Genomic DNA, 24,280 nt, shown 5'->3' with positions numbered 1-24,280 from the left:
AATATGTTATTAAATGTTGAAAAAATAGAATTAATTAAAAATTTATGTAATGAAAAATTACTTAAAAATAAAAAATATATTGAAATACAAGAAATATTAAAAATTATAGAAAGAGAGAATTAATTTATGTTGAATTTAAAAGAAGATAAAAGAATATATTTAAAATATGAAGAAATTGAAAAAATATTTGGTTCATGTGATATATGTAATAAAAATTCATCATTTGCAAATAGAACTTGTAATAACTGCTTTTATAAATTAATGAGTGATGATTATGAAGTGTAATACTCATAATGAAAAATATATATGAATTAGTGAAATTGATAATAGTTATTATTGTAATAAATGTATAAATGACATTATTGAAGAAGATATGTATTTAACATCAAATAATTGAGATTCTTTATATGAATATTATATTAATGAATTACAATTAGAAAATTTTAAAGGAGTGTAAAAATAATGAATCAATTAGAATTACATAATGCAATGAAATTAATAGAAAAATTTGAAAAATTACAAGAAGAATTTAATGACAAATATGAAAGTAGTTTAGACGTTAGAATTGACAATGATGGAGATTTAAACATTAGTTGTGATTATTTTAATTATAAAAATGTAAATCAATTAGAACAAGCAATTATTGATTATAAAAGAATTTTTAAAGGTTAAAGGAGATAAATAAATATGGTAGCAGCAGCACTTAAAAAACATGAAGATAAATTATTAATTAAAAATTTAAAAATTCGTCTTACTAAAAATGACCATTATGAATTAAAAACATATTGTTATGAAAGAAATATAACTATGAATGATTTTGTAAGGGATTTAATAAAAAATGCAATTAAACAATCAAAAAAATAATTTAATTCTTAAAAAAGAAACACATCAATATTTTATTAAAAATAAAGAATTAATATCAGTAAGTAAAATACTTGATTATTATTTAGGTAATTCATATTGTAAATGTAATAAATGTAAATATTGTTTTAATATTTATAATGCAAAAATTCGTGGTAATGCAGTTCATAAAGTAGCAGAATTATATTTTAAAAATATAAATATTAAAAATATTAGTAATCAAATTAAAAATTATATTAAAGATTTATTTTCACAAAATTATTTAAATTATTGTTATACATTATTAGATTATTTACCTATTAAATTTATTAATAATAATGAATATATTAGTGAAAAAATATTTAATTATGATATTGTTGCTGGAACACCAGATTTAATTTATAAAGAAAATAATTTAAATATAATAGTAGATTTTAAAACTTATAAAGTTTTTACTAAAGAATTATTAGAAAAATCAAAATTACAAATAATAGCATATTATTGATTATTAAAAAATAATAATTATGAATTATCAAATACTCATTTTATATGTTGAGTTAAAGAAAATGACATTGAATTAATTAAAGTTGAAATAACAAATGAATTATTAATTGAATGACAAAAAGCAATTTGAACATGAAAGGAATTGAAATAAAATGACAAATTTAAATATATATCAAAAATTAAATAAAATACAAACAGAAATTAAAGCAATATCTAAAAATGGGATTAATGATTATGGAAAATATAAATATTGATTATTAAGTGATATTTTAACTGAATTTAAAGAATTATTAAAAAAATATGAAGTTACGTTTATTCATGGCGATATCAAAGATACATTTAATTTTAGTGAAATTGAAACATATAATAAACAAGGTCAATTAATTAAAGAAAAACAAGTTTCATATTTAAAAGAATATAAATTAATTAGTAATAATTTAGAAGATAGTATTTTATTTAATTGTTTTGTTGCTGGAAAAAATAGTGATATTGCAAAAGCAAAAGGTAGTGCTGAAACTTATGGTTTAAGATATTTTTTAATGAATTTACTTTTAATAAGTGAAGATGAATTGGATAGTGACCATAATTTACAAAATCAAAATATAAATAATAATTGAGAACCAAGTGGTAAACAATTATTATATTTACAAAATATAATGCAAAATAATAATTTTATTAAAAATTTAATACAAAAAGAAATGCAAAATAATAATAATTTTAAACTTAAAGAATTAATAATTTTAAAAGGTAAATCTTTTTTAGATGAAATATTTAAAAATAATCAAAATAATTATCAAAATGGTAATTTATTAAATAATAATTTTCAAAATTTAGAACAAAATATAAATAAATTAGATAAAGTAGTATTTAAAAATGAATAAAAGAAAACAATTTAAATATAATGAAAAATTAGTTGAACATGGAATTAAAGTAGCAAAAAAAGATAAACAATTAATGAAAATATTAAAAAGACTAAGTTTAAATTAAGGAGAAATAATTATGACTAATTATTTACTTTCAATTGACCCAAGTATTAAAAATACTGGATTTACTTTATGAGAAAAAGAAAATATAAGTGATAATTTTATAATAAGATGAAAACCAATATTTGTTAAAAGTTATAATTTAAAAAAATATGATGGACAAAGAAAATTTTATTGAGATATAAAAGTTAATGATAATGAATTAGATTTAATTATTGAACGTGGTACTTTTCATTCAAAAAATGGTATTGGTTATGAAACACAAGAACATTTACGTGGTTTTATTGCTGGACAATTTAATAAATTATTAACAAAAAATATGTTAATAAGTCCAAGTGAATGAAAGAAATGATATAAAAATAGACCTTTTGGAGCATATTGAGATATTAAAAATGAAAAATGAACAAAAGAAACATCATTAGCAATGGCACAAATTATTATTTCAGAAAATGAATGAGATTTTAATATTACGAATCATGATGAAGCAGATAGTTTATTAATTGGTTGATATTATTTAAATAAGGAGAAAAAATAATGGAAATTACTACTGAAGATATTATTAATGAATATAAAAACGAATATAAACAAAAATTAATTGATTATTTAAATTTATGTATTGAAATGGATAATAAAAGATTACAAACTAAACTTTATAATGAAAGTCATATAAAAGGTTCAATAGAACAAACTAATGTAATTTTACAATTAATAAAGAATGGAGTATTTGATTAATGCAAAAGCAAAAACAAGAAAAAGTATTACTTAAATGTATTGTTAAAGATTGTAATAGTAAAGTATTAGTTACTTTAAAAATTGGAAATATTGAAGATAGTGCTGTTCAATTTTTTAATATGTGTTATTTTCATAAAAAACAATTTAAAAATAAAGTAAAAGAAATAAAAAATAAGGAGTAAAAAGTATGATAGAAAATCATAAGTTTTTTAAGCCAAAAAATTGATGTTGTAAAAATGAAGATGGTAATCCAAAAAGAGCAGGTGTTAATAAAGAAAATCGTAGAAGATGAAGATTAAAAATAAAAAAAGAATTAAATAAGGAGTAAATAATGAATTTATGAGACTTTTTAAAATATAGTGATAAATATAATGTTTTTAAAATATATACAAGAAATACAGAAATATATTTTTCATGAAATGGTGGAAGTAGTGAATTAGATGATGACCGTACTTTATTAGGTTATGAATTAGCAGATTGAAAAGTTTTATCATATAAACAATATCCAAATGAAATTAGAGTATTTATTAAATTAGATAATCAAGAAATGTGTGCATATAATCATTTTCCAAAAACAAAAGAAGAAAGATTAAATTATAATTAGGAGTAAATAATAATGTTTTGATATGATTGAATTATATTTATAGTAAATACTATTATTAGTTCCATTATAGGTAATATTTTAGGTGAATTAATTATTAGATGATGATATAAAAAAAAATAAGGAGTAAATAATGACTAAAGAAATTGAAGAAAAAATTATAGAATTTACTAATGAAATAAGTAATAAATTAGATACTAATGAACAAGAAGTATTAAGTAAAATTATAAATAATTATATAAATTTAAGTCAAACTTTAAATCAAATAACAAAGCAACATAAGGAAAAACATAAATAATGACATTTTGATATTGATTTACACATTGATTTTATTTAAGTAGATGAGAATTAATGAATGTACCAATATGATATGAAATAGTTGCTAGTTTAATAATATTTGGAGTAATTGGTTTAATTTTAGGAATTATTGGTATTGGATATTTAATTTATGAAAAAATAACTAATTAAATTATACATATTTAGTAAATATTTATGATATAAAAAATATAAACTTAATATAAGTTTATAACTCATTACTTTATTTTAAAGTAAATGAGTTTTTTTTAAAAAAAGAAAAAAAAGAAAGGTGATTAAATTATGTGAAAAAAAGATGAAAAATATAAAAAATTTAATGATAAAGCTAAAGAACAAAAAAAAGAAGATATGAAGAGATATAATGATTTTCAACAAGAAAGAAAAAAAGAAGAAGAAAAAATAAAAGAAAATCTAAAAAGAGCCGAAAAAGAAGCAAGAGCCAAGGAAGAACGCGAACGAAGAGACCGTGAACGAAGAGAAAAAGAAGCAAGAGCCAAAGAAGAACGTGAACGAAGAGACCGTGAACGAAGAAAAGTAGAAGAACAAAAAGCTCATGAAAAAGCATGAGAACGTGAACAAAAAGAACGAGAAAGAAGAGAACAACAAAGAATGGAATTACAAAAAAAAGAAGAAGATAGAAAATTTAAAAAAGAAATCGAAGAACAAATTAAAGAAATGGAAAAATTAAAACTAAATTCAAATAAAAATAAATCAACTTGGTTGTAAAGATTTAATATTAAAAAAAAGTTACCAATTAAGGTAACTTTTTAATTAGGTGCCAACCTAAGTTTAAATATAAATGAAATAAATTGATATATACAACTTACCTTTTCTAACCCCTTAGGTAAGTATTTTCATATTATACATTAATATTTAAGATTGTGGGGTTTTATCTTTTTCTTGTTTATCTAAATAATTATTTAATTTATCATATAATGTTTTTTTTCTTTATATCTTAAATTAGAAATAATACAACAACCAAAAATTAATCCAAAAACATTTAATGCAACAAAAAGCAATAAAATACCATAAGTGTTATTTTTAAAACATAATTTTAATCCAAAATAAATAAATGCAGTTATTATTGGCAACATTATAGCAATTAGTAAAGCAATTGTACTAGGTAAATCCATTTTAACTCCTTTGTAAATTAATATTAAAATTATAACAAAGAATATTAAATTATCTATTGTTAAATATTAATTTTGTAATTTTTAAAGTTACATTTGAAATATATCTTTTACCATATCCAATTTTTTCACCAATTGCATCTCCATAAATTGATTCTATTTTTCCGAGATTTATGTAAATATTAAATTTTCAAATTAATATATTATTTTTACTTACATCTAATATATTAATACCACATGCACTATCCGTAGTAAATTCTTCTTTTATACCATAATAACTTTCAGTTAATGTAAATGTATATCCAGTAAGATTATAATTAGATAATACTGTGGAATTATAAGCATATCCAAAAGCAGAATAAGGTTGAACATTAGGAACTAATTTTCAATCTTTAACATTTTTATTTTGTAGATTTAAAAATATTAAATCTTTTAAATCAATAGTTTTACTTGTATTTTCTGTTTTTGCCGGATTAAAACTTTCTGTTGTGTTAAAATTTATACCTTGTTCATTATGTTTATTTTCAATTGTTTCAAAATTATATTCATAATAAATAGTTATGGACTTATAATATCTCTTAAAATCATTAAAACTATAAATCAATAATGTAGGGTCTAATTTTGATGTTATATTTAATACAAAATCATTAGTTTTAATTTTGTTATTATTAAATCAATCATTAGTATTATCATAAGGATTATGCGAACTATCAAAACCAATTAAAGGTATATCGGTTCCTTTATTAATTACATTAAAATTATCTGGATTAATAATTATGGTTTTAGCAATATTTTGTGGACTTGGTGGTAATATTTTTGCTGGATAACTAAATGTAGTTTCCTCACTTTCTTCATATTCATCATGATTTAATTTATACAAAGTCGTTCAATTAAAAGCATTACCAGTTAAATAACCCATATTATTATAACGAAATTGAGCAACTGATATTTCATTATAATCACCTTGATAAGTAAAAGGATTATCACTATAAAATGTATGTCTTTCTTCTCCTTGATGTAATGATTGAGTTACAATTGTATCAATAATATAAGCATAATTTGAACCATCAATAACTCCATTTCCTGTTGGATTTCATTGACAATTTTTATCTTCATTTGTAAAAGGACTTGCTATATCTAAAAACTCAGTATCTTCAGCTAAAATATAAACTTTATTATTTTTCTTTTGTGATAAATCAACTGTACTTATTTGTTCTTTTGTAGTTAATTTCTGACCAGTAGTAGGGTCTCATGGATAAACACTAACTCTATCACTTAATTTCATTGTCATAGCAGTTGTTGAAACATTTGCTCCTAATAATTTACCAATAGTAAAATCATTATCATTTGTAAATGCATTTAAAGGAATTAAACCACCATTACCAATAATACTTTCTAAATTACTTGTAAAAAATGCACTCATAAAACCATTAAAATATAACATTTTTTTATATTGTTGAGCATTTTGAGTAATAACTCAACTACTTCATATACCTAATGTTAAAGCATTTAATAATTTACCAATTAAAGGAATATCACTTAAAGCAAATGGTAATCATTGTTGACTATCATAAGGCATTTGTATTAATGGTGAAAATACTACACTATTAAAATTTAATATTGCTGACATATATTTTTGTGATATTTTTGAATAATCAACAGTTGGACTTCCTATAATTAATCCACTTTCTGGGTCTTTATATTTAAAATTACTTGACATATCAACATTATAATTACCAGTTAAATTATTTATATTTCATTCACTATCTCAAAAGAATTTTGCTTCTCCTACTGATGTACCATTACTTAATCTTGCTTTATCTTTATCAAAGGCAAGCATACCTTTAAAATCTTTTGTTACAAATAAATTATCTTGAAAATTTAATGAAGTTTTTAATCATTCTGTAAAATTTTTAAAATTAGTAAATCCAGTTGGTTTTGCATCCATAATATTATAAAATGTAGTTTCTGGATGACTACTTGTTGTTATTTTATCATTTATACCAGCAATTAAACCACCATTATTTTTAATATTAGTTGTAGATTTTTCATTATTACCAGCAATAAATAATCTTCTTGAAGCAAATACTTTACTTTCAAATATTTCTTCATTATTTTGTTGTATTGGTTCTTGACCTTGAATAATAGGTCTTCCATAATAATAACAACTTGATAATAATTCTAATCCATAACTTTGTCTATGAGAATAACGTACACCAATATCACGCATTAAAGTACGATTTAATGTTACTTTTCCTTGTTGAATAGTTGGGAAAGCATAACCACTACCCGGGCTTGCATATTGTACAAAATCAAGTGTATTTTGACCACTACTAATTACTCTATCATTTAAACTACTAAAAGTTAATACTTGCATACTAAATGCACCATTATAAGGACTATAATAATTTGTTACTGGAATGGCAACCCTTTTTAGGACTATTTTTTGGTAGACATTTATTTTTGATAATTAACTGGAGTTAAGTAGTTTAAAGTGCTGTGAATTCTTATGTTGTTATATCAGTTGATGTAATCAAATAATTCTAATTTTAATTGGATTAATGATGTAAAATTTTTATCATTAATAAATTCAATTTTGAAAGTTTTAAAAGTTGCTTCAGCAACAGCGTTATCATAAGGACAACCTTTTTTGCTTAAAGAGCGATTAATATTGAATGCTAGTAAAAGTTTATCAATAATTTTATTATTAAATTCATTACCGCGATCACTATGAAATATTTGAATATCTTTTAAACAACGATTTGAGTGCATAAATGCTTGATGTACTAATGATGCATCTTTTTTAGTACCTACACTATGTCCAATAATTTCGCGGTTAAATAGGTCAATTAATAGGCAAATATAGTTTCATTTACCATTAACTTGAACATAAGTTAAATCACTAACAATAACTTCATTTTTAAGCCTATTATTAAAGTTTCTATTAACGATATTGGTTATTTGACTATCGTTGACTTTATTATGATGATTTTTGAATGATAATTTAGTGTATTTTGATATTAAATTATGTTTATTCATAATTTCTTTAATTTTTCTGCATGACAAATAAATATTCTTTTCTTTTAGAACAACTTTTAATCTTCTTGTTCCATAAACTTCTTTATTTTCTTTAAAAGCACTAATAACAGCTTCATCATAAATATTATTTTGTTTTTTTTCTTTTTCCTTTAAATTAAAATAATATGTTGATTTAGAAAGTTTTAAAAAACGACACATTGTGCGAATTTTATATTTAACTTTATTTTTAGCAATAATTTCTATTTTCTGCCTATTATTAGTGCTGCTTGCTTTAAAATATCATTTTCCATTCGTAACTGTTTTAATTCTTTTCTTAATTTAATTAATTCATTTTCTTCAATAGAACGATTATCTTTAGTTTTAAAACTGCCTGAATTAGTAAATTGCTTAATTCAATTATAAGTAGCTGCTCTTGTAACATTGTACTCTTTAGCAAGACAAGACACTGACTTACCGCTTTGATATAAAGCTACTATTTGTTTTTTAAATTCATCGGTATATGAGTTAATATTGGCCATAATTATAGTTCCTTTCTTTTAACTAATTTGTTCACTTGTCTACGTAATTAGTGTCCAATAAAGTGTAACCTATCCAAAATTAACAAATGAAATTATAACTCCAACAAGAACATATATTGATATTGATAAATATAAAAATTATACAAATTGAGTTAATAAATTAATAATATTGAATGCAGATTTAAATAATATTACATATCCTATAATTAAACATAATTTAAAAATAAATATATCTTTATCAACAATTTGTAGAAGAGTAAAAAAAACTAATATATTTGTTCAAGAATTACCAAAAGAAAAAATAAAAATATTACCAACTGATTATATTTATATTCAATCAGATGAATCATATAATAATTTAATTGATAATAATAAAAAAAGAAAATTTAGACATAGAACAGTAAGTATAAGTACTGGTTATGATTTAAATAAATCTACTGATAATAGACATGTTTTAGAAAATAAATATATTTTTGTTTTATCAACTAGAAAAGGTCAAAGAATTACTAAAAAAGAATTTGGTAAATCTATAATAACTAATTTAGATAATATTTTTATTGGTTATACTAATGAAAATTTAAAATTAACTGGTGATGGTGCTACTTATCTTAAATCTACTGCTAATTATTTAAAAATTGATTATGCTGTAGATAAATGACATCCATTACAAAAATTAAAACAAGTATTTATTGTAGGAAAAGGTAAAAGAACAAAAGAAAATAATAAAAAATTAAATTATGCTTATTATAAATTATTTTTAAATGGTTGTTATTATAAATTATTAGATTATTTAAAAGAAAATAATGCTGATGAAAAAATATATGAATATTTTAAAAATAATAAACAAGGAATTAGAAATCAAAATGCTATTTGAAATATTGGTTGTAGTGCTGAAAGTGATGTTTATCATTTAATAAAATCTATATCTAATAATAATGCAAAAATTTATTCAAAAGAAGCATTTTTTAATTTATTAAAATTAAAACAAGCAAGAATTAATAAATTAAAAGTGTTTGTTTAAATTTATAAAATTTAATAAATCTAAACCTAAATAGTTAGGAATTTTTATTTTATAAAACTTGACATTTACCCTAAATAGGGTTATAATATTCATAACAATTAATAATTTATTTTATCTTTTATTTAAAGAAAATTAAATTATATCCACATTTGAAATACGTCCAATTTATTAATGATAAAAATTTTACATCATTAATCCAATTAAAATTAGAATTATTTAATTACATCAACTGATATAACAACATAAGAATTCACAGCACTTTAAACTACTTAACTCCAGTTAATTATCAAAAATAAATGTCTACCAAAAAATAGTCCTAAAAAGGGTTGCCATTCCAAATTAATATTTTAATTGAACCGGCCCCGCTCAATTTTTTTTACAAGTTTGAAATTTATTTTCTCGCCCAAAAAAATTTTTTCAAAAAAATAAAAAATAAAACCAACACTTGCTCACTGGGGAGTGGCAAGGTTGGTTAAATAAAGAATAATAGTTGGTTCCCCCACGGGTCTATATATACTAGTTTCCAATTCGCTCCCACCCCAAGAATTACCATTACTGGTTAGTATATTTTATTAGGCATCATCCACTTTTTATTTATTCATGCAAGTCCACATGTTCTAGCTACTATTTTTAACAACTGTGTTGTAGTTCACTATTTTAATTCCCTAACACGTGTTGATAATAGCGTTAAAGAGGTTTATTAAAAATTTTAAAATTTTACAATTACAAAAAAAGACAAGATTATTTCTTGTCTTTTTCCTTGATAATAATTTTAATTTAACTTACAAAATGTATCTTTTATTTTTTTTTAAAATACGTCGAATATTAAATTTAAGGGTTAAAGAGAGTAATTTTGTCTAATTTTCATTTTTTTTAAAATAATTCATTTTTGGAAATAAGTTACTAATATAATAATTAATTATTTCGTAAATTTGACAACCGCCCATATTATTACTAGTATTAGTATTTATATTAATTCTTTTTTTCAAAATATTGGTAATAGTCTTATTTTCTTTCCGGTTTTTATTAAATCATTTCAAAGATTTAATAATTTTATTAATTGTAGATTACAATATAAGAATAACAAAAATTTTTTTCAATATCAATTAATAAAATAGTATTAAAAGATTGTTATTTTAATTTAAGAAATAAAGTAGTTTTTATTAATTTAAATTTAATATTAAAACAAAGTAATATTATTATTGGTCCTTCTGGGATTGGTAAAACAACCTTACTATCATTATTAATTCAGAAATATGTGCCTTTTCAAGGTAAAATTTTAATTAATAATGAAATTGGATTAGATAATATTTCATATGAATTTTGACAAAAAAAATGTATTTATTTACATTCAAATTCTATTATTCATAACGGTACAGTTTTAGAAAATATTTTATCATTTAATATTACAAAAGAAAAATTAATAAATTTTCAAAAATTAGGATTTAATGATCTCTTGGGCAGTTTAGGTTTAACAACATTTTATTATTGTCAAGAATATGGGGCTAATCTTAGTCAAGGTCAAAAACAAATAATTATTTTCTTAAGTTTATTTTTTTATGATTGAAAAGTAATTTTATTAGATGAAATTTTGAGTAACATCAATAATGATTTAAAAATAAAGTTAATAACTTTATTATTGAATCATTATAAAAAAATAATTATTATTTATGCAGGTCATGATTTAACACTAGTAAAATTATTTAAAAATGTAATTGATTTAAATAATTATAAAAGTATAGATGGTAATGAATAATGATTTTTTTTAGAAAAAGTACTTATTTATTAGGGAGTAGTTCAATTTTTCTTTTTTTTAAGACTCTTATTAGGTTTAAAAATTATTAATATTCCTCATGTTTATGCTGGTAATGGTCAAACTATTTTTATAAGTGAGACAAGATATGAAAATAAGGGACACTTTGCTTATTTATTAGATTTTAAAAGAGAAGAATGTTTAAAGTTTAATAGTTTTAATCAAATTACTATTTTTTTCTCTATTAATAAATGTTATTTAACAATTTTTTTTCCAAAATGAAATGATAATAATCAACTTTTAATTGAAGAAAATATTAATTCTAATACATATTTAAATCAAATGGTATTAATAATTATTGGTGAAGAAAGTTTGTTAACATTTATTTGAAATAATATTACAACATAAATGTAAATATTGATATAATTTAATCAAAAAGAAGTTAGGTAGATAAATGCCAGCAAAAATTAATATTGTAAATATTTACAATGATCATAACTATGACATTAAAAATTTTAATATTTTATCAGAAAAAATTTTAAATGCAGTAGCTATTAAGTTAAAACAGAAAATTACATGGTGTATTGCTGTTATTTTTAATGACGAACAGACTAGTATTGAATTAAATAAAATGTATCGTCATAAAGATTATGTTCCTGATGTTTTATCATTTGGAAATAATGATGATGATTTTCCAAATATTAATATTGATATTAGAGATTTAGGTGATGTTTATATTTGTTATTCAAAGGCAGTAGCGCAAGCACAAGAATATGGCCATAGTTTAATTAGAGAATTATCATTTCTTTTTATTCATGGATTACTTCATACATTAGGATATGATCATCAAAATAGCGTAGAAGAAAAGGTTATGTTTGATTTACAAGATGAAATTTTAAATATTCTTGGTATTACTAGAAAATAAGGGGTGGTATAATGGAACAAGATATAGATTTATTAGTATTATTGAAAAAAGCAAAAGCAATACAAAAAAATGCTTATGCTCCTTATTCTTTATTTAGAGTTGCTGCAATAGTACTTTTGAAAAATAGTAAAGAAGTGTTAGGAGTAAATGTTGAAAATGCTGCATACTCAGTAGGCATTTGTGCTGAAAGAGCGGCTTTGTCACAAGTTATTGCTCAAGGTTATAAAAAAGAAGATATTATTAGTCTATTTTTAATTACTGATAGTGAAACTGTTGGTTCTCCTTGTGGTATGTGTCGTCAATTTATGATTGAAATTATGCCAGAAACATGTCCTATTTATATTAGTAATAAAAATGAAAATAATGATACTAAAACAATTTGTAAAATATTAGTAAAAGACTTATTACCTTTAGCGTTTAAACCAAGTTCATTGAAAGGGAATTAATTTATGAATAATAATTTTAAATCAGGTTTTGTTAGTTTTATTGGTAGAAGTAATGTTGGAAAATCAACTTTATTAAATACCATTCTTCAAGAAAAAAAGGCAATTGTGTCTAATAAACCACAAACAACCAGAAATCAAATTCAAGGTATTTATAATAGTGATGATATGCAAATCATATTTTTTGATACTCCCGGCATTCATAAACATAATAACCAACTTGGACGAATGATGAATCGCGATGCTAATCGCGCCACTAAAGAAACTAACATTATTTGTTTATTAGCGCCATGTAATGAATACATTGGAAATAGCGATAAACATATTATTAAATTATTATCAGAAAGGGTAAATACAACTATTCTACTTTTATTAACTAAGGTTGATTTAGTAACAAAAGAAAAATTAATGGATAAAATTAATGAGTGAAAAGATTTATTACCATTTAAAGAAATAATTCCAATTTCTGCTATAAAAGAAATGAATTTAGATATATTATTGAAAAAACTATATGAGTATTTACCAATTGGTGAAAAGAATCATTTAATCGAAAATAACGATGATGTTTCAGATAATACTTTAATTAAGGAAATTATTCGTGAAAAAATTTTAAATTTAACAGAAGAAGAAATTCCTTATAGTGTAGCAGTATTAATTGAAAGTATTAATTATAATCCAAATACTAATATTACTGATATTAATGCTGTTATTGTTGTTGAACGAGACTCACAAAAAGGAATTATTATTGGTAAAGGAGGTAGTATGATTAAAGAAATTGGAATAAGAGCTAGAACAGATTTAGAAAGTATTTTTGATTCTCATATTATATTAAAAACTTTTGTAAAAGTAATACCTGATTGAAGAAATAATCCTAGAAAATTAAAAGAGTTAGGTTATAGTTAAAATATGTTTAATATTGATACTGGTTTGATTTTAAACATTAACTACATTAAATCAATAAATAATGTTACTATTTTAACATCAAATTATGGTGTTAAAATAGTTTCTTTACCAGAAATAAAAATCAATTTAAATAAATATAGTCTTTTAGATTGTTGAATTTTTATTTTTAATCAAAATTATGATTGTTCAAACTTATGTATAACATATAAAAAAATAAAAAGTTTTAATAGTTTTATAAATGAAAAAAGTTATCAATTGATTAAGAGTTTTAACAAGATAGTTATTAATTATTTAGAAAAAATTATTATTAATAATAAAAATATCTTTTCTTTTTTATTTAATTTATATGAACAGTTAATGATAAATAGTAATTTTAAGAAAGTTTATGTTTTTTTCTTATTTCATAGTTTAATATTTCAAGGAATTCAGTTTAACTTTACTAATTGTATTAATTGTAATCAAATAACTAATTTGTATTTAATTAATTATGATTTGGGTGGTGTTTTTTTGTAAAAATTGTTCTTTAAAATTAGCTATAATTAATTTTGACATTGTTTTGTTTAAAAAAATATATCAACTTTATTTATTAAATTATCAAGATATTAATAAATGAAAAGTTGAAAAAGAAGAACTTAATAAAATTCTTAATATTTTAGAAAACCACTGTCAAAAATATAATAATAAATTAATAATTACATAAATATTTTAATAATTAGTTGTTATATTGTTTTTAATAATATATAACACTTATAATAGGTTGACAAAACCTATCTATGAACATATTATTAACAAGATTATTCTTTTTAGAGATTTTATGTATTATTTAAGATATTTAAGAAAATTTTTATGATTAATGGAGGGGCAATGATTAATAAAATTATCAATGATAAGTCAATGAAGGAAATAATTACTCATTTAAAAGAAAATGGTTTTATTTTTCAAGGATCAGAAATTTATTCAGGTCTTGCTAATAGTTGAGATTATGGTCCGCTTGGTGTAGCACTTAAAAATAATATTAAGAAAAGTTGATGAGTTTTTTTTGTCGAAAAAAATCCATACAATGTTGGGCTAGATAGTTCAATTATTATGAAATCTAAAGTTTGAGAAGCTTCAGGGCATTTGAGTAATTTTAGTGATCCATTAATTGATTGTAAAAAATGTAAGTCTCGCTTTCGAGTTGATAATTTAATTAATCATTATTTTCCTAGTATTAATTGTGATAATTGAAGTAATGAAAAATTAGAAACATATATTAATCAAAATCATATTAAATGTATTAAATGCAATAATGAAGATTGAACTAAAGTTAGACAATTTCAATTAATGTTTGAAACATATCAAGGTGTTTTAAAAGAAGATAAAAATAAAATTTATTTAAGACCTGAGACCGCACAAGGAATATTTATAAATTTTAATAATGTAAGAAATAGTTGTAATAAAAAAGTACCATTTGGTATTGGTCAAATTGGTAAAAGCTTTAGAAATGAGATAACTCCTGGTAATTTTATTTTTCGTACTAGAGAATTTGAACAAATGGAATTAGAATTTTTCTTTATTCCAAAGGATAAAAATGATAATACTTGATTTAATTATTGAGTTGATCAATGTAAAGAATTTCTCTCTCTAGTAGGTTTATTGAATTCAAAAAATATAAAATTTAAAAATCATGAACAAAATCAACTAGCACATTATGCATTAGCAACTACTGATATTGAATATAATTTTCCTTTTGGTATGAGTGAATTATGTGGTATAGCTAATCGTGGGAATTATGATTTAACAAAACATAGTGAGAATTCTGGTGTAAATTTTGAGATTCAAGATCCTAATGTTACAGTAAAAAGAATGGTTATTCCTTCAGTTATTGAACCTTCAATTGGTGTTGAAAGGCTTTTATTAGCTTTAGTTTGTGAAGCATTTACAAAAGAAGTTTTAAAAGACGATAAAGAACGGTTAGTGTTAAAATTAAATAAGAGTATTTGCCCTTATCAAGTAGCTGTTATGTCTTTAAATAAAACAAAATTAGGTAAAGAGGCATATGAAATTTTTGAAATGTTAAATAAAACACAATTAAGAGTAATTTATGAAGCATCATCAAGTGTTGGTAAATCTTATCGTTATCAAGATGGTATTGGTACTATGTATTGTGTAACAATTGATTATGACACAAAAACTAAAGGTACTGTTACAATTAGAGATCGTGATACTACAAATCAAGTTATAGTTAAAGTTGATCAACTTAAAGAATATTTATATGACAAATTAGACATTATTTGTTAGAATTGTGTGAAAAAATATGGATATCGAGTTTAATAAAAAAATTAATGAAGTTAAAGCAAAAATTAATATTGTCGAAGTTATGGGTAAATATTTAAATTTGATCCGTAAAGGCAATAATTTTTGAGCTATCTGTCCTTTTCATGAAGACTCTACTCCTTCATTATCAATTTCACAAGAAAAACAAATTTATAAATGTTTTTCTTGTGGTGAACAAGGAAATGTTTTTATTTTTTTACAAAAATATAAAAATATTAATTTTATTAATGCTCTTAAAGAAGCAGCAGATAATGTTAATTTAAATTTAAAAGAGTTTGATATTAATTTATCTGAATTTAATGTTGAAACTAAAAAAAATCCACTAAAAATTTTAAATAATATTGCAATGAATTTTTTTAGTTATCAGTTACTAACTGATATTGGTCAAGAAGCAATGAAATATTTACAAAATCGTAATATTACTACTGAAAATATTAAATATTTTAATATTGGTTATGCACCTATTAATAATGAATTAATAGATTATCTTAATGCACAAGGTTATAAAGATAATATTGAATTTGTAAAATTAGGACTTATGAAAATTAATAATAAGGATCAACTTCTTCCTACCTTTTCAAATCGAATTATGTTTGCTATTAAAGATGAAGATGGAGACTGTGTTGGTTTTTCTGCAAGAAATTATAATAGAGAAGATAAAAGTTATAAATATATTAATAGTCCAGAAACAGATTTTTTTAAGAAAAGTAAAATTTTATATAACTTTAATAATGTTAGAAATTATATTAAAAAAAATGAAGTTATTTATTTGACTGAAGGTTTTATGGATGTTATTGCTCTAAATAATCAAAATATTAAAAATGTTGTTGCTTTAATGGGAACAAATTTAACAAAAGAACATATTTTACTTTTAAAAAAAATTACTACTAATATTATTATTTTTTTAGATGGTGATTTACCAGGAAAAATAGCATCTTTAAAAATAGCTAGTGTTTTATTATCAAATAATTTTAAAGTACAAATTATCAATAATGATACTAAATTTGATCCTGATGAATTAATAAATAAATTTCCTCAAAAATTTTATGAAATAATAAAAAAAACTATTCATCCTTTTGAATTTGCAATTAATTTATCATTAACTAAATATAACATTAAAAAAGATAGTTATGAACTTAATGAATTTTTAAAATCATTAGTTCCAATTTGAACAAAAATCAATGATGTTATTACTCAAAAGTTTTATTTAAATATGTTAGCAAAAATAACTAATTTATCCACTGAAGACTTAATACAAATTTTAAATATTGATAATAATTTAGTAACTACAACTTTTAGTATCAAAAATAAATCTAAAATAGAAGTAAAAAATATTTTTTTTGAAGCACAAGAACAACTTATTTTTTTAGTAATGTTATCAAGAAATGTTTATTTAATTTTAGAAAAAGAAAAATTTATTTTTCCAAATCAAGATTTTATGAATTTATACTTTTTAATTAGTCAAAAATATCAAAATAATCAAATAGAAGCAATTAATTTTGATTTAATTTTAGAAGAACTTAAAGGTAATTCACTTTTAAATATTTTAGAAAAACTTCTTGATAAGTATAAAAATAAAAAGTTTGATTTAAAACCTCAAATTATTAATGATTACTTAAAAATTATTAATAATCAACTAATTGATTATGAAATAAAAATGATCAATGATAAATTGAAATCTGAAAAAAATATTGAAAAACAAATATTGTTATTAAAAGAAATATCAGTAATAAAAAATAAAATAAAGAAAAAATAAGTATGATGATAAATTAAGGATAAGGTGAAAATATGGCTGCTATACAACAAAAAACGAAATTGAAAAAACTTTTAACTTTAGAGGAAGTAGAAAGTAATTTAATTAAAAAATTAGAAAAGAGTCAAACAAAAGAATTAAAACAAGAAGATGTCATTAAAGAGTTTGCACATTTAAAATTAGATGATGATACGATTGAGGAAATTTTTGATCGGTTAGAAAAAGAAGGAGTAGTCTTTACTGATATTTTGATGGATGAAGTTGAAGATGATGCTAATTTTCCCGATATTGATGATGAACAATTACCTGATGATTTAGATATTGATATTTTAGTTAGTGATTTGAGTTTTAAAAATACAATGGGGATCTCTAATGATACAAGAAGAAAAGATGGAATTAAGTCTTATTTTAATATTTTGGGAACAAGTCAAATATTGAGTCAAGTTGAGGAAATTAAATATGCTAAAATGTTAGAATCAAAAGATGTTGAGGAAAGAACATATGGTCGTGAGCAATTAATTAAATCAAATTTAAAATTAGTAGTTTCTGTTGCTAGAAAACATTTAAATCGTGGTTTAGATTTTGCTGATTTAATTGAAGAAGGTAATATTGGTCTTATTAAAGCAGTTGATAAATTTGATTATCGCCGTGGTTTTAAATTTTCAACTTATGCTACTTGATGAATTAGACAATCAATTACACGAAGTTTAGCTGATCAAGGTAAAATGGTTCGTGTACCTGTTCATATGGTTGAAAGAATTAATAAGTTAATAAGAATTGAAAGAAACTTAACACAAGAATTAGGTCGTGATCCTACTCATGAGGAAATTGCCAATAAAATGGGACAAAACATGACAGCCGATCGTGTTCGTGAAATTAAAAAACTTGCTATTGAACCAGTATCTTTAGAAAAACCAATTGGTGAAGAAGATGATACACATTTTGGTGATTTTATTAAAGATAAAAATATGCTATCTCCCGATGAATATGCTGAAAGACATTGATTAAGAGAACAATTGGATCGTGTTTTTGCTGAAGTATTAACAAAACGAGAAGAAAAAGTTATTAGAATGCGTTTTGGAATTTTACCAACAAAATTAAGAAGATTATTAGAACTTTGTGAAGATGAAAAAGAAATTACTGAATTAAAAACAGTAGTTGATAATTTACAGTTACACTATGATACTAGTTTAGATAAAACAGAATTGTTAAGTGATAAGGTTGTTCATCGTCATATTACTAAGTACGATTCTCCAAAAACTCTAGAAGAAGTTGGTAAAGAATTTATTGTTACAAGAGAAAGAATTAGACAAATAGAAGCAAAGGCAATTAGAAAATTAAAACATCCGTCTAAATCTAAACATATTAAAGAATTTTATAAAGGATAATAGTTAACATGTTAACTATCAATAATATAATTAATGTTTTAGAAACATATTTTCCTTTAAAAGATGTTTGTGAATGAGATTTTTCAGGAATACAAATTAAATCAAAAACAAAAACCAATATTAATAAAATTTTAGTTTGTTTAGATGTTACTAATGAAGTTTTAACTGAGGCCATTAATAATAATATTGATTTAATAATTTCTCATCATCCATTAGTTTTTGCTAAAGATATTAATCAATCTAATATTTCAAATTGAAAAAAAGAATTATATAGTAAAATACTAATAGCAGATATTAATGTATATTCATTACATACTAATTTTGATATATCATTAGTAGGTATGAATATGTTGATGGCTAAAGAATTAAAAATTAAAAATATTCATTTTATTAATGAAGAAAAGTTGGCAATAGTTGGTAAATTTGATAGACAAATGCCATTAAAAGAATTGATTAATAACTTAAAAAAATATTTTAATGTTGCAAATATACAATTGGTTAATAATAAATTGAGTGATAACAATATAGTGACTGTTGCTTTATCTGCTGGTGCTGGTGGTGATATTATTAGTAATTTATCTAACAATATTGATTTATTAATTACTGGAGAAATGAAATGAAACTATATTATGGAAGCTAAAGATAGAAAAATTAATGTTATTTTGGTTGGTCATTATATGGAACAAAAATTTGTTGATTTTCTTTTTCAATTACTTATTGAAAAATTATCAACAAAAGTTAAAGTTTTTAAATATAATTTAGAAAATCCTATTACTTTTTTTTAAACTTATAAAATTTAAAAAGGAAAAAACTATTTTTTAAATAAAAATAAGTTTTAGGGGGTTGATAAATATGATTTTAGAAGATTTAGAACCAATGACTGATCAAGAGTGTCAGGCAGTTAGTGGTGGTTTTGCTCAATTTTTAATGGGTGCCGTGTTAGCGGGGATAGCAATTCCTGTTATTAAAAATTTATGAAATAGTGTTTCGGGAAGTATTAAGTTACCAGGTGGTATTGAAAGTAAATGAGACAGTTCTAAAGATGATAGTAAAGATTTAGCAAAAATTAAAGATGAATTTAATAAATTTCAAGAAAAATTAACACATTTAATACCGCCTTTTTATGAATTTTAAAGAACTTAATAATACAAAAAAACCAAGAGAAAAAGCCATTAAATATGGCTTTGACGCTCTTAGTGATAATGAATTATTAGCAATTATTTTGCGAACAGGAACTAAAGAAAAAAATGTATTATTTTTAGCGCAAGAAATAATTACTAATTTTAATGGTCTTGAAAATTTAAATAAAGTAACTATTAAATCTTTAATGAGTATTAAAGGTATTGGTGTTAGTAAGGCTTTAGAAATTTTAAGTTGTTTAGAAATAGTAAAAAGAATAAGAACTATTGAAAGTCAAAAAAAATATTTTAAAATTATTATTCCCGAAGATGTTTTTAATTTAGTTAATGCATATTATCAAAATTTAACGCAAGAACATTTTTATTTATTATTATTAAATAATCAAAATAAATTAATTCATCAAAATTTATTATATAAGGGTACTAATGATACTATGAAAATTGATGTTAAAGATATGTTGCATCTGGCACTTATTCATAAATCAAGTAAAGTAATTTGTATTCATAATCATCCTAGTGGTAATAGTGAACCCTCACTATCTGATTTATATATCATCGAAGAAATTAAAAAAAATTTTCAGGTTTTTAATATTACCTTAGTTGATCATATTATTATTGGCAAAGGTAATTATTTTAGTATAAATTTAAATAAAAAATATTATAAGCTTAAATAAAAACTTAAAAAAATACATTACTTAAATTTAAAAATATAGTAAAATTATTATGGTTTAGTGTGTAAATAATATTTAACTTACCAAGAATGGACTAGTTATTAAACATAGTTTGTTATTAGATATTGATAAGAAAGGAGAAAATTATGTCAACAATTAAACCTAGCAATGAATCATTTACTGCCCAACCGTCACTATTTGGAAAAATTATGGTTTATTTATCTTTTGTTTTAATATTTCCAATAATTTTATTTATTGTTTCTCGTAATAATTTTCTAAGATTACAACAATCAATTGAAGAAACTGCTTCTGATATTGATGTACAATTAAAGCGTCGTTTTGATTTATTAACAAAATTAGTAGATGCTACTAAAGGTTATATGAAATTTGAAAAAAGTACATTAACAGATGTTGTATCTTTACGAAGTGAAAAAATGGAAACAATGAGTGATCTTTCAAAAGCAGATAGTGGACTTAATGCAGCTTTTGGAAAATTTAATGCTTTATTAGAAAATTATCCTGATTTAAAAGCAAATACTACTGTTTTACAATTACAATCAGGTGCCAAAGATTGTGAAGATAATATTGCTGCTGCTAGAAGATTTTATAATGCTAATGTTAAAGTGTTCAATAGTAAAATTAAAACCTTTCCAAGTAATGTTGTAGCATCAACATTAAATTTAGTTTCAAAAGATTACTTTCTTGCATCAGATAGCGATCGTCAAGATATTAAAATTGACTTATAAAATTAAATTTATTTTTGAAAATATATTTAAATTAGTTTTTTATCCCTTTCTTTAGACAAATAAATTGTTTTGAATAAACATTTATGATTTGTTTGAAGAAAGGGTATTTTATTTAAAATTAAAATTTATATTAATTAGATTTAATTATTTTATTCTTTATTTCATTTTTTATTTAAGAAAAATTATATTTTGGTATAATCTAACTCATTAAGTAAGTTCTTAATAAATATTAAAGAAAGTAGTAAAGTAATATGAATATTTTTTTTCAAATTTTTTCAAATTTTTCTTTTTTAATGTTTTTATTATGAATTTTTTTGTTTGCATATTTATTTTTTAAAATTATTAAAAATAAATTAGTTATTAATTATAAAATATTAAATTTTCAAAGAAAACGGAAATGTTTAGTAATCTGTGTAACTTACAAAAATAACTATGTTTAATTAATTCTAGTAAATATAATTAAATGACTAGAAAGAGTGAGTTACAGATGGCTAAAAAAGATAACTTTAATAATAATGATCCAATATCAAAAGCAGTAGATTTATTACTAGAAAATACTGAAGATTTAACAACAGTTTTTAAACCTGGCGGTTTATATAAAGAATTAACAAAAAGATTAGTTGAAAAAATGTTGAATTCTGAAATGCAAAATTATTTAGGATATGAAAAAAATCAACATAGTACTACTGAAAATGCTCGTAATGGTACAAGTTCAAAAAAATTAATAACTCAACAAGGTAAAATTGAAATTGATGTACCAAGAGATCGCAATAGTAATTTTACTCCTGTAATAGTTCCTAAAAGGCAAAGAAGATTTGATGGTTTTGATCAACAAGTTCTTTCCTTGTATGCAAAAGGAATGACATTATCTGACATTAGAATGCAGTTGCAAGAGTTATATCATGGTGCTGATATTAGTGAAAGTGTTATTAGTCAAATTACTGATGATGTTATTGATGATGTTAAAGCATGACAAAATCGACCATTAGAAAGTATTTATCCTATTGTTTATTTTGATTGTATAGTAGTTAAAGTACGACAAGATAAACGGATTATTAACAAATCAGTTTATATAGCATTAGGAGTTGATTTAGAAGGCAAAAAAGATGTTTTAGGAGAGGCTTTTTAATAATCTGTGTATCTTTGTTTTACAAAGTTACTAATTTAGATTAATTCTGTCTTCAAATTTTATCATAAAATGAGCAATTGCTGTATTTCAATTGAGGCTTTTTAATAATCTGTGTATCTTTGTTTTACAAAGTTACTAATTTAGATTAATTCTGTCTTCAAATTTTATCATAAAATGAGCAATTGCTGTATTTCAATTTTGAATAGGCAATGTTCATTTTTTTGTTATATTTTCAATTGCCAAGTAAAATATTTTGAAAACTGCCATATCATTAGGAAAAACTTTTTTATTTCTGATGATTTTTCGTAATTGACTATTAACAGATTCAATAGCATTTGTAGTATAAATCACTCTTTTGATTTCTACTGGATAACTAATAAAAACCATTAAATTATCTCAATTTTTATATCAAGATTTAGTAATTTGAGGATATTGTTTATTTCATTTACTTTCAAACGATTCTAAAGCTTGCATTGCTTGTTCTTCACTACATGCACTATAAATTGGTTTTAAATCTGCAACTAGACCTTTTCGATGTTTGTATGAAACATATTTTAAACTATTTCTAATTTGATGAACAATGCATAATTGATGTTCTGTTTTAGGATAAACTGATTGTATTGCTTCTGACATGCCTGTTAAATTATCACTACAAGCAATAAGAATATCATTTAAGCCACGATTTTTCATTTCTGTGAAATTAGATAATCAAAACTTAGAACCTTCATTTTCACTAATTCATAATCCTAAAACATCTTTTTTGCCTTCTAAATCAACTCCTAATGCTATATAAACTGATTTGTTAATAATCCGTTTATCTTGTCGTACTTTAACTACTATACAATCAAAATAAACAATAGGATAAATACTTTCTAATGGTCGATTTTGTCATGCTTTAACATCATCAATAACATCATCAGTAATTTGACTAATAACACTTTCACTAATATCAGCACCATGATATAACTCTTGCAACTGCATTCTAATGTCAGATAATGTCATTCCTTTTGCATACAAGGAAAGAACTTGTTGATCAAAACCATCAAATCTTCTTTGCCTTTTAGGAACTATTACAGGAGTAAAATTACTATTGCGATCTCTTGGTACATCAATTTCAATTTTACCTTGTTGAGTTATTAATTTTTTTGAACTTGTACCATTACGAGCATTTTCAGTAGTACTATGTTGATTTTTTTCATATCCTAAATAATTTTGCATTTCAGAATTCAACATTTTTTCAACTAATCTTTTTGTTAATTCTTTATATAAACCACCAGGTTTAAAAACTGTTGTTAAATCTTCAGTATTTTCTAGTAATAAATCTACTGCTTTTGATATTGGATCATTATTATTAAAGTTATCTTTTTTAGCCATCTGTAACTCACTCTTTCTAGTCATTTAATTATATTTACTAGAATTAATTAAACATAG

General features: G+C 22.0%; 33 protein-coding genes and 1 pseudogene. 30 read left to right on the top strand and 4 right to left on the bottom strand.

The window, feature by feature from the left end; genetic code table 4:
- The first annotated feature begins 126 nt into the window (after positions 1 to 126).
- The 14 genes from AACK89_RS03750 (at position 127) to AACK89_RS03685 (ending at position 4,701) form a co-directional block, all read left to right on the top strand.
- A complete protein-coding gene (locus AACK89_RS03750) occupies positions 127 to 285 on the top strand; it encodes a hypothetical protein (protein WP_338978670.1) in 159 nt (52 codons plus the stop codon).
- Positions 269 to 457, top strand: a complete 189-nt coding sequence (locus AACK89_RS03745) for a hypothetical protein (protein ID WP_338978668.1) — start codon at positions 269 to 271, stop codon at positions 455 to 457. The genes AACK89_RS03750 and AACK89_RS03745 overlap by 17 nt, the downstream gene beginning before the upstream one ends.
- 5 nt (positions 458 to 462) lie before the next feature.
- On the top strand, positions 463 to 672 hold the full coding sequence (locus AACK89_RS03740; RefSeq protein ID WP_338978665.1) for a hypothetical protein: 210 nt from the start codon (positions 463 to 465) through the stop codon (positions 670 to 672).
- Between the two features lie 15 nt (positions 673 to 687).
- Positions 688 to 864, top strand: coding sequence for a hypothetical protein (locus tag AACK89_RS03735; RefSeq protein WP_199188879.1), 177 nt, complete (start codon positions 688 to 690; stop codon positions 862 to 864).
- Positions 839 to 1,495: a PD-(D/E)XK nuclease family protein gene (locus AACK89_RS03730; RefSeq protein WP_338978662.1), complete on the top strand. Its 657-nt coding sequence runs from the start codon at positions 839 to 841 to the stop codon at positions 1,493 to 1,495. The genes AACK89_RS03735 and AACK89_RS03730 overlap by 26 nt, the downstream gene beginning before the upstream one ends.
- Before the next feature lies 1 nt (position 1,496).
- Positions 1,497 to 2,225 carry an ERF family protein gene (locus tag AACK89_RS03725; protein ID WP_338978659.1) on the top strand — a complete coding sequence of 243 codons (729 nt, stop codon included), beginning with the start codon at positions 1,497 to 1,499 and terminating at the stop codon, positions 2,223 to 2,225.
- 118 nt (positions 2,226 to 2,343) lie between these two features.
- Complete coding sequence (locus tag AACK89_RS03720) at positions 2,344 to 2,862, top strand: hypothetical protein (RefSeq protein ID WP_338978657.1); 519 nt, start codon at positions 2,344 to 2,346, stop codon at positions 2,860 to 2,862.
- A complete protein-coding gene (locus tag AACK89_RS03715) occupies positions 2,862 to 3,059 on the top strand; it encodes a hypothetical protein (RefSeq protein ID WP_338978656.1) in 198 nt (65 codons plus the stop codon). Before AACK89_RS03720 ends, AACK89_RS03715 begins: the two co-directional genes overlap by 1 nt.
- Positions 3,059 to 3,241: a hypothetical protein gene (locus tag AACK89_RS03710; RefSeq protein ID WP_338978655.1), complete on the top strand. Its 183-nt coding sequence runs from the start codon at positions 3,059 to 3,061 to the stop codon at positions 3,239 to 3,241. The genes AACK89_RS03715 and AACK89_RS03710 overlap by 1 nt, the downstream gene beginning before the upstream one ends.
- A gap of 5 nt (positions 3,242 to 3,246) precedes the next feature.
- Entirely contained in the window at positions 3,247 to 3,387 is a 141-nt protein-coding gene (locus tag AACK89_RS03705) for a hypothetical protein (protein WP_338978652.1), read from the top strand.
- 3 nt (positions 3,388 to 3,390) lie between these two features.
- The gene (locus AACK89_RS03700; RefSeq protein ID WP_338978648.1) at positions 3,391 to 3,663 is read left to right on the top strand and encodes a hypothetical protein; all 273 of its coding nucleotides are present in this window, start codon (positions 3,391 to 3,393) and stop codon (positions 3,661 to 3,663) included.
- Positions 3,664 to 3,793: 130 nt separating this feature from the next.
- Positions 3,794 to 3,958, top strand: coding sequence for a hypothetical protein (locus AACK89_RS03695; protein ID WP_338978645.1), 165 nt, complete (start codon positions 3,794 to 3,796; stop codon positions 3,956 to 3,958).
- A complete protein-coding gene (locus AACK89_RS03690) occupies positions 3,958 to 4,128 on the top strand; it encodes a hypothetical protein (protein ID WP_338978643.1) in 171 nt (56 codons plus the stop codon). The genes AACK89_RS03695 and AACK89_RS03690 overlap by 1 nt, the downstream gene beginning before the upstream one ends.
- 129 nt (positions 4,129 to 4,257) lie before the next feature.
- Positions 4,258 to 4,701 (top strand): hypothetical protein, encoded by a 444-nt coding sequence (locus AACK89_RS03685; protein WP_338978641.1) that lies wholly within the window; start codon positions 4,258 to 4,260, stop codon positions 4,699 to 4,701.
- Positions 4,702 to 4,895: 194 nt separating this feature from the next.
- On the opposite strand, the gene AACK89_RS03680 is transcribed toward AACK89_RS03685, so the two are convergent.
- The 3 genes from AACK89_RS03680 to AACK89_RS03670 all read right to left on the bottom strand — a co-directional run bounded on the left by AACK89_RS03680 (position 4,896) and on the right by AACK89_RS03670 (position 8,662).
- Positions 4,896 to 5,108 carry a hypothetical protein gene (locus AACK89_RS03680; protein ID WP_338979236.1) on the bottom strand — a complete coding sequence of 71 codons (213 nt, stop codon included), beginning with the start codon at positions 5,106 to 5,108 and terminating at the stop codon, positions 4,896 to 4,898.
- A gap of 49 nt (positions 5,109 to 5,157) precedes the next feature.
- Positions 5,158 to 7,482, bottom strand: coding sequence for a hypothetical protein (locus AACK89_RS03675; protein WP_338979234.1), 2,325 nt, complete (start codon positions 7,480 to 7,482; stop codon positions 5,158 to 5,160).
- Between the two features lie 80 nt (positions 7,483 to 7,562).
- Positions 7,563 to 8,662 (bottom strand): IS3 family transposase gene (locus tag AACK89_RS03670; protein ID WP_338978355.1). Its coding sequence is split into 2 segments (ribosomal slippage): positions 7,563 to 8,419 and positions 8,419 to 8,662, totalling 1,101 coding nucleotides; the frame shifts between segments, so codons are not numbered across the junction.
- Between the two features lie 169 nt (positions 8,663 to 8,831).
- Between AACK89_RS03670 and AACK89_RS03665 the strand changes: the two genes are divergently transcribed.
- The 16 genes and pseudogenes from AACK89_RS03665 to AACK89_RS03590 all read left to right on the top strand — a co-directional run.
- A complete protein-coding gene (locus AACK89_RS03665) occupies positions 8,832 to 9,683 on the top strand; it encodes a hypothetical protein (protein ID WP_338979233.1) in 852 nt (283 codons plus the stop codon).
- Positions 9,684 to 9,781: 98 nt separating this feature from the next.
- Positions 9,782 to 9,979, top strand: a complete 198-nt coding sequence (locus tag AACK89_RS03660) for an IS3 family transposase (RefSeq protein WP_422397457.1) — start codon at positions 9,782 to 9,784, stop codon at positions 9,977 to 9,979.
- Between the two features lie 803 nt (positions 9,980 to 10,782).
- On the top strand, positions 10,783 to 11,439 hold the full coding sequence (locus tag AACK89_RS03655) for an ATP-binding cassette domain-containing protein (RefSeq protein WP_338979278.1): 657 nt from the start codon (positions 10,783 to 10,785) through the stop codon (positions 11,437 to 11,439).
- Between the two features lie 451 nt (positions 11,440 to 11,890).
- Entirely contained in the window at positions 11,891 to 12,361 is a 471-nt protein-coding gene (gene ybeY, locus AACK89_RS03650; protein WP_338962514.1) for an rRNA maturation RNase YbeY, read from the top strand.
- Positions 12,362 to 12,372: 11 nt separating this feature from the next.
- Positions 12,373 to 12,807, top strand: a complete 435-nt coding sequence (gene cdd, locus AACK89_RS03645; protein ID WP_281748063.1) for a cytidine deaminase — start codon at positions 12,373 to 12,375, stop codon at positions 12,805 to 12,807.
- Positions 12,808 to 12,810: 3 nt separating this feature from the next.
- Positions 12,811 to 13,707: a GTPase Era gene (gene era / locus AACK89_RS03640; protein ID WP_338962520.1), complete on the top strand. Its 897-nt coding sequence runs from the start codon at positions 12,811 to 12,813 to the stop codon at positions 13,705 to 13,707.
- Positions 13,708 to 13,710: 3 nt separating this feature from the next.
- On the top strand, positions 13,711 to 14,220 hold the full coding sequence (locus AACK89_RS03635; protein ID WP_338979230.1) for a hypothetical protein: 510 nt from the start codon (positions 13,711 to 13,713) through the stop codon (positions 14,218 to 14,220).
- Between the two features lie 43 nt (positions 14,221 to 14,263).
- Positions 14,264 to 14,407 carry a hypothetical protein gene (locus AACK89_RS03630; protein WP_338979228.1) on the top strand — a complete coding sequence of 48 codons (144 nt, stop codon included), beginning with the start codon at positions 14,264 to 14,266 and terminating at the stop codon, positions 14,405 to 14,407.
- 164 nt (positions 14,408 to 14,571) lie between these two features.
- Positions 14,572 to 15,987 (top strand): glycine--tRNA ligase, encoded by a 1,416-nt coding sequence (locus AACK89_RS03625; protein WP_338974931.1) that lies wholly within the window; start codon positions 14,572 to 14,574, stop codon positions 15,985 to 15,987.
- Between the two features lie 4 nt (positions 15,988 to 15,991).
- The gene (gene dnaG, locus AACK89_RS03620) at positions 15,992 to 17,779 is read left to right on the top strand and encodes a DNA primase (protein WP_338979226.1); all 1,788 of its coding nucleotides are present in this window, start codon (positions 15,992 to 15,994) and stop codon (positions 17,777 to 17,779) included.
- 32 nt (positions 17,780 to 17,811) lie between these two features.
- Positions 17,812 to 19,164 (top strand): sigma-70 family RNA polymerase sigma factor, encoded by a 1,353-nt coding sequence (locus AACK89_RS03615; protein ID WP_338979224.1) that lies wholly within the window; start codon positions 17,812 to 17,814, stop codon positions 19,162 to 19,164.
- 8 nt (positions 19,165 to 19,172) lie between these two features.
- On the top strand, positions 19,173 to 19,949 hold the full coding sequence (locus AACK89_RS03610; RefSeq protein ID WP_338976242.1) for a Nif3-like dinuclear metal center hexameric protein: 777 nt from the start codon (positions 19,173 to 19,175) through the stop codon (positions 19,947 to 19,949).
- A gap of 67 nt (positions 19,950 to 20,016) precedes the next feature.
- A complete protein-coding gene (locus AACK89_RS03605; RefSeq protein WP_338979221.1) occupies positions 20,017 to 20,298 on the top strand; it encodes a hypothetical protein in 282 nt (93 codons plus the stop codon).
- Positions 20,288 to 20,977, top strand: a complete 690-nt coding sequence (gene radC / locus AACK89_RS03600; protein ID WP_338979220.1) for a RadC family protein — start codon at positions 20,288 to 20,290, stop codon at positions 20,975 to 20,977. The genes AACK89_RS03605 and radC overlap by 11 nt, the downstream gene beginning before the upstream one ends.
- Before the next feature lie 143 nt (positions 20,978 to 21,120).
- Positions 21,121 to 21,720: a LemA family protein gene (locus AACK89_RS03595; protein WP_338979219.1), complete on the top strand. Its 600-nt coding sequence runs from the start codon at positions 21,121 to 21,123 to the stop codon at positions 21,718 to 21,720.
- A gap of 487 nt (positions 21,721 to 22,207) precedes the next feature.
- Positions 22,208 to 22,837, top strand: a pseudogene (locus tag AACK89_RS03590) (IS256 family transposase); the annotation flags it as partial.
- A 147-nt stretch (positions 22,838 to 22,984) separates the two neighbouring features.
- Here AACK89_RS03590 and AACK89_RS03585 read toward each other — a convergent pair.
- Entirely contained in the window at positions 22,985 to 24,223 is a 1,239-nt protein-coding gene (locus AACK89_RS03585; protein WP_281749630.1) for an IS256 family transposase, read from the bottom strand.
- Positions 24,224 to 24,280: the final 57 nt, after the last annotated feature.

This window comes from Spiroplasma endosymbiont of Panzeria rudis (genome assembly GCF_964019705.1).
GTDB lineage: Bacteria > Bacillota_I > Bacilli_A > Mycoplasmatales > VBWQ01 > Spiroplasma_E > Spiroplasma_E ixodetis_A.
Note: the sequence above shows the minus strand (reverse complement) of the source record. Positions and strands in the feature narration are given on the sequence as shown.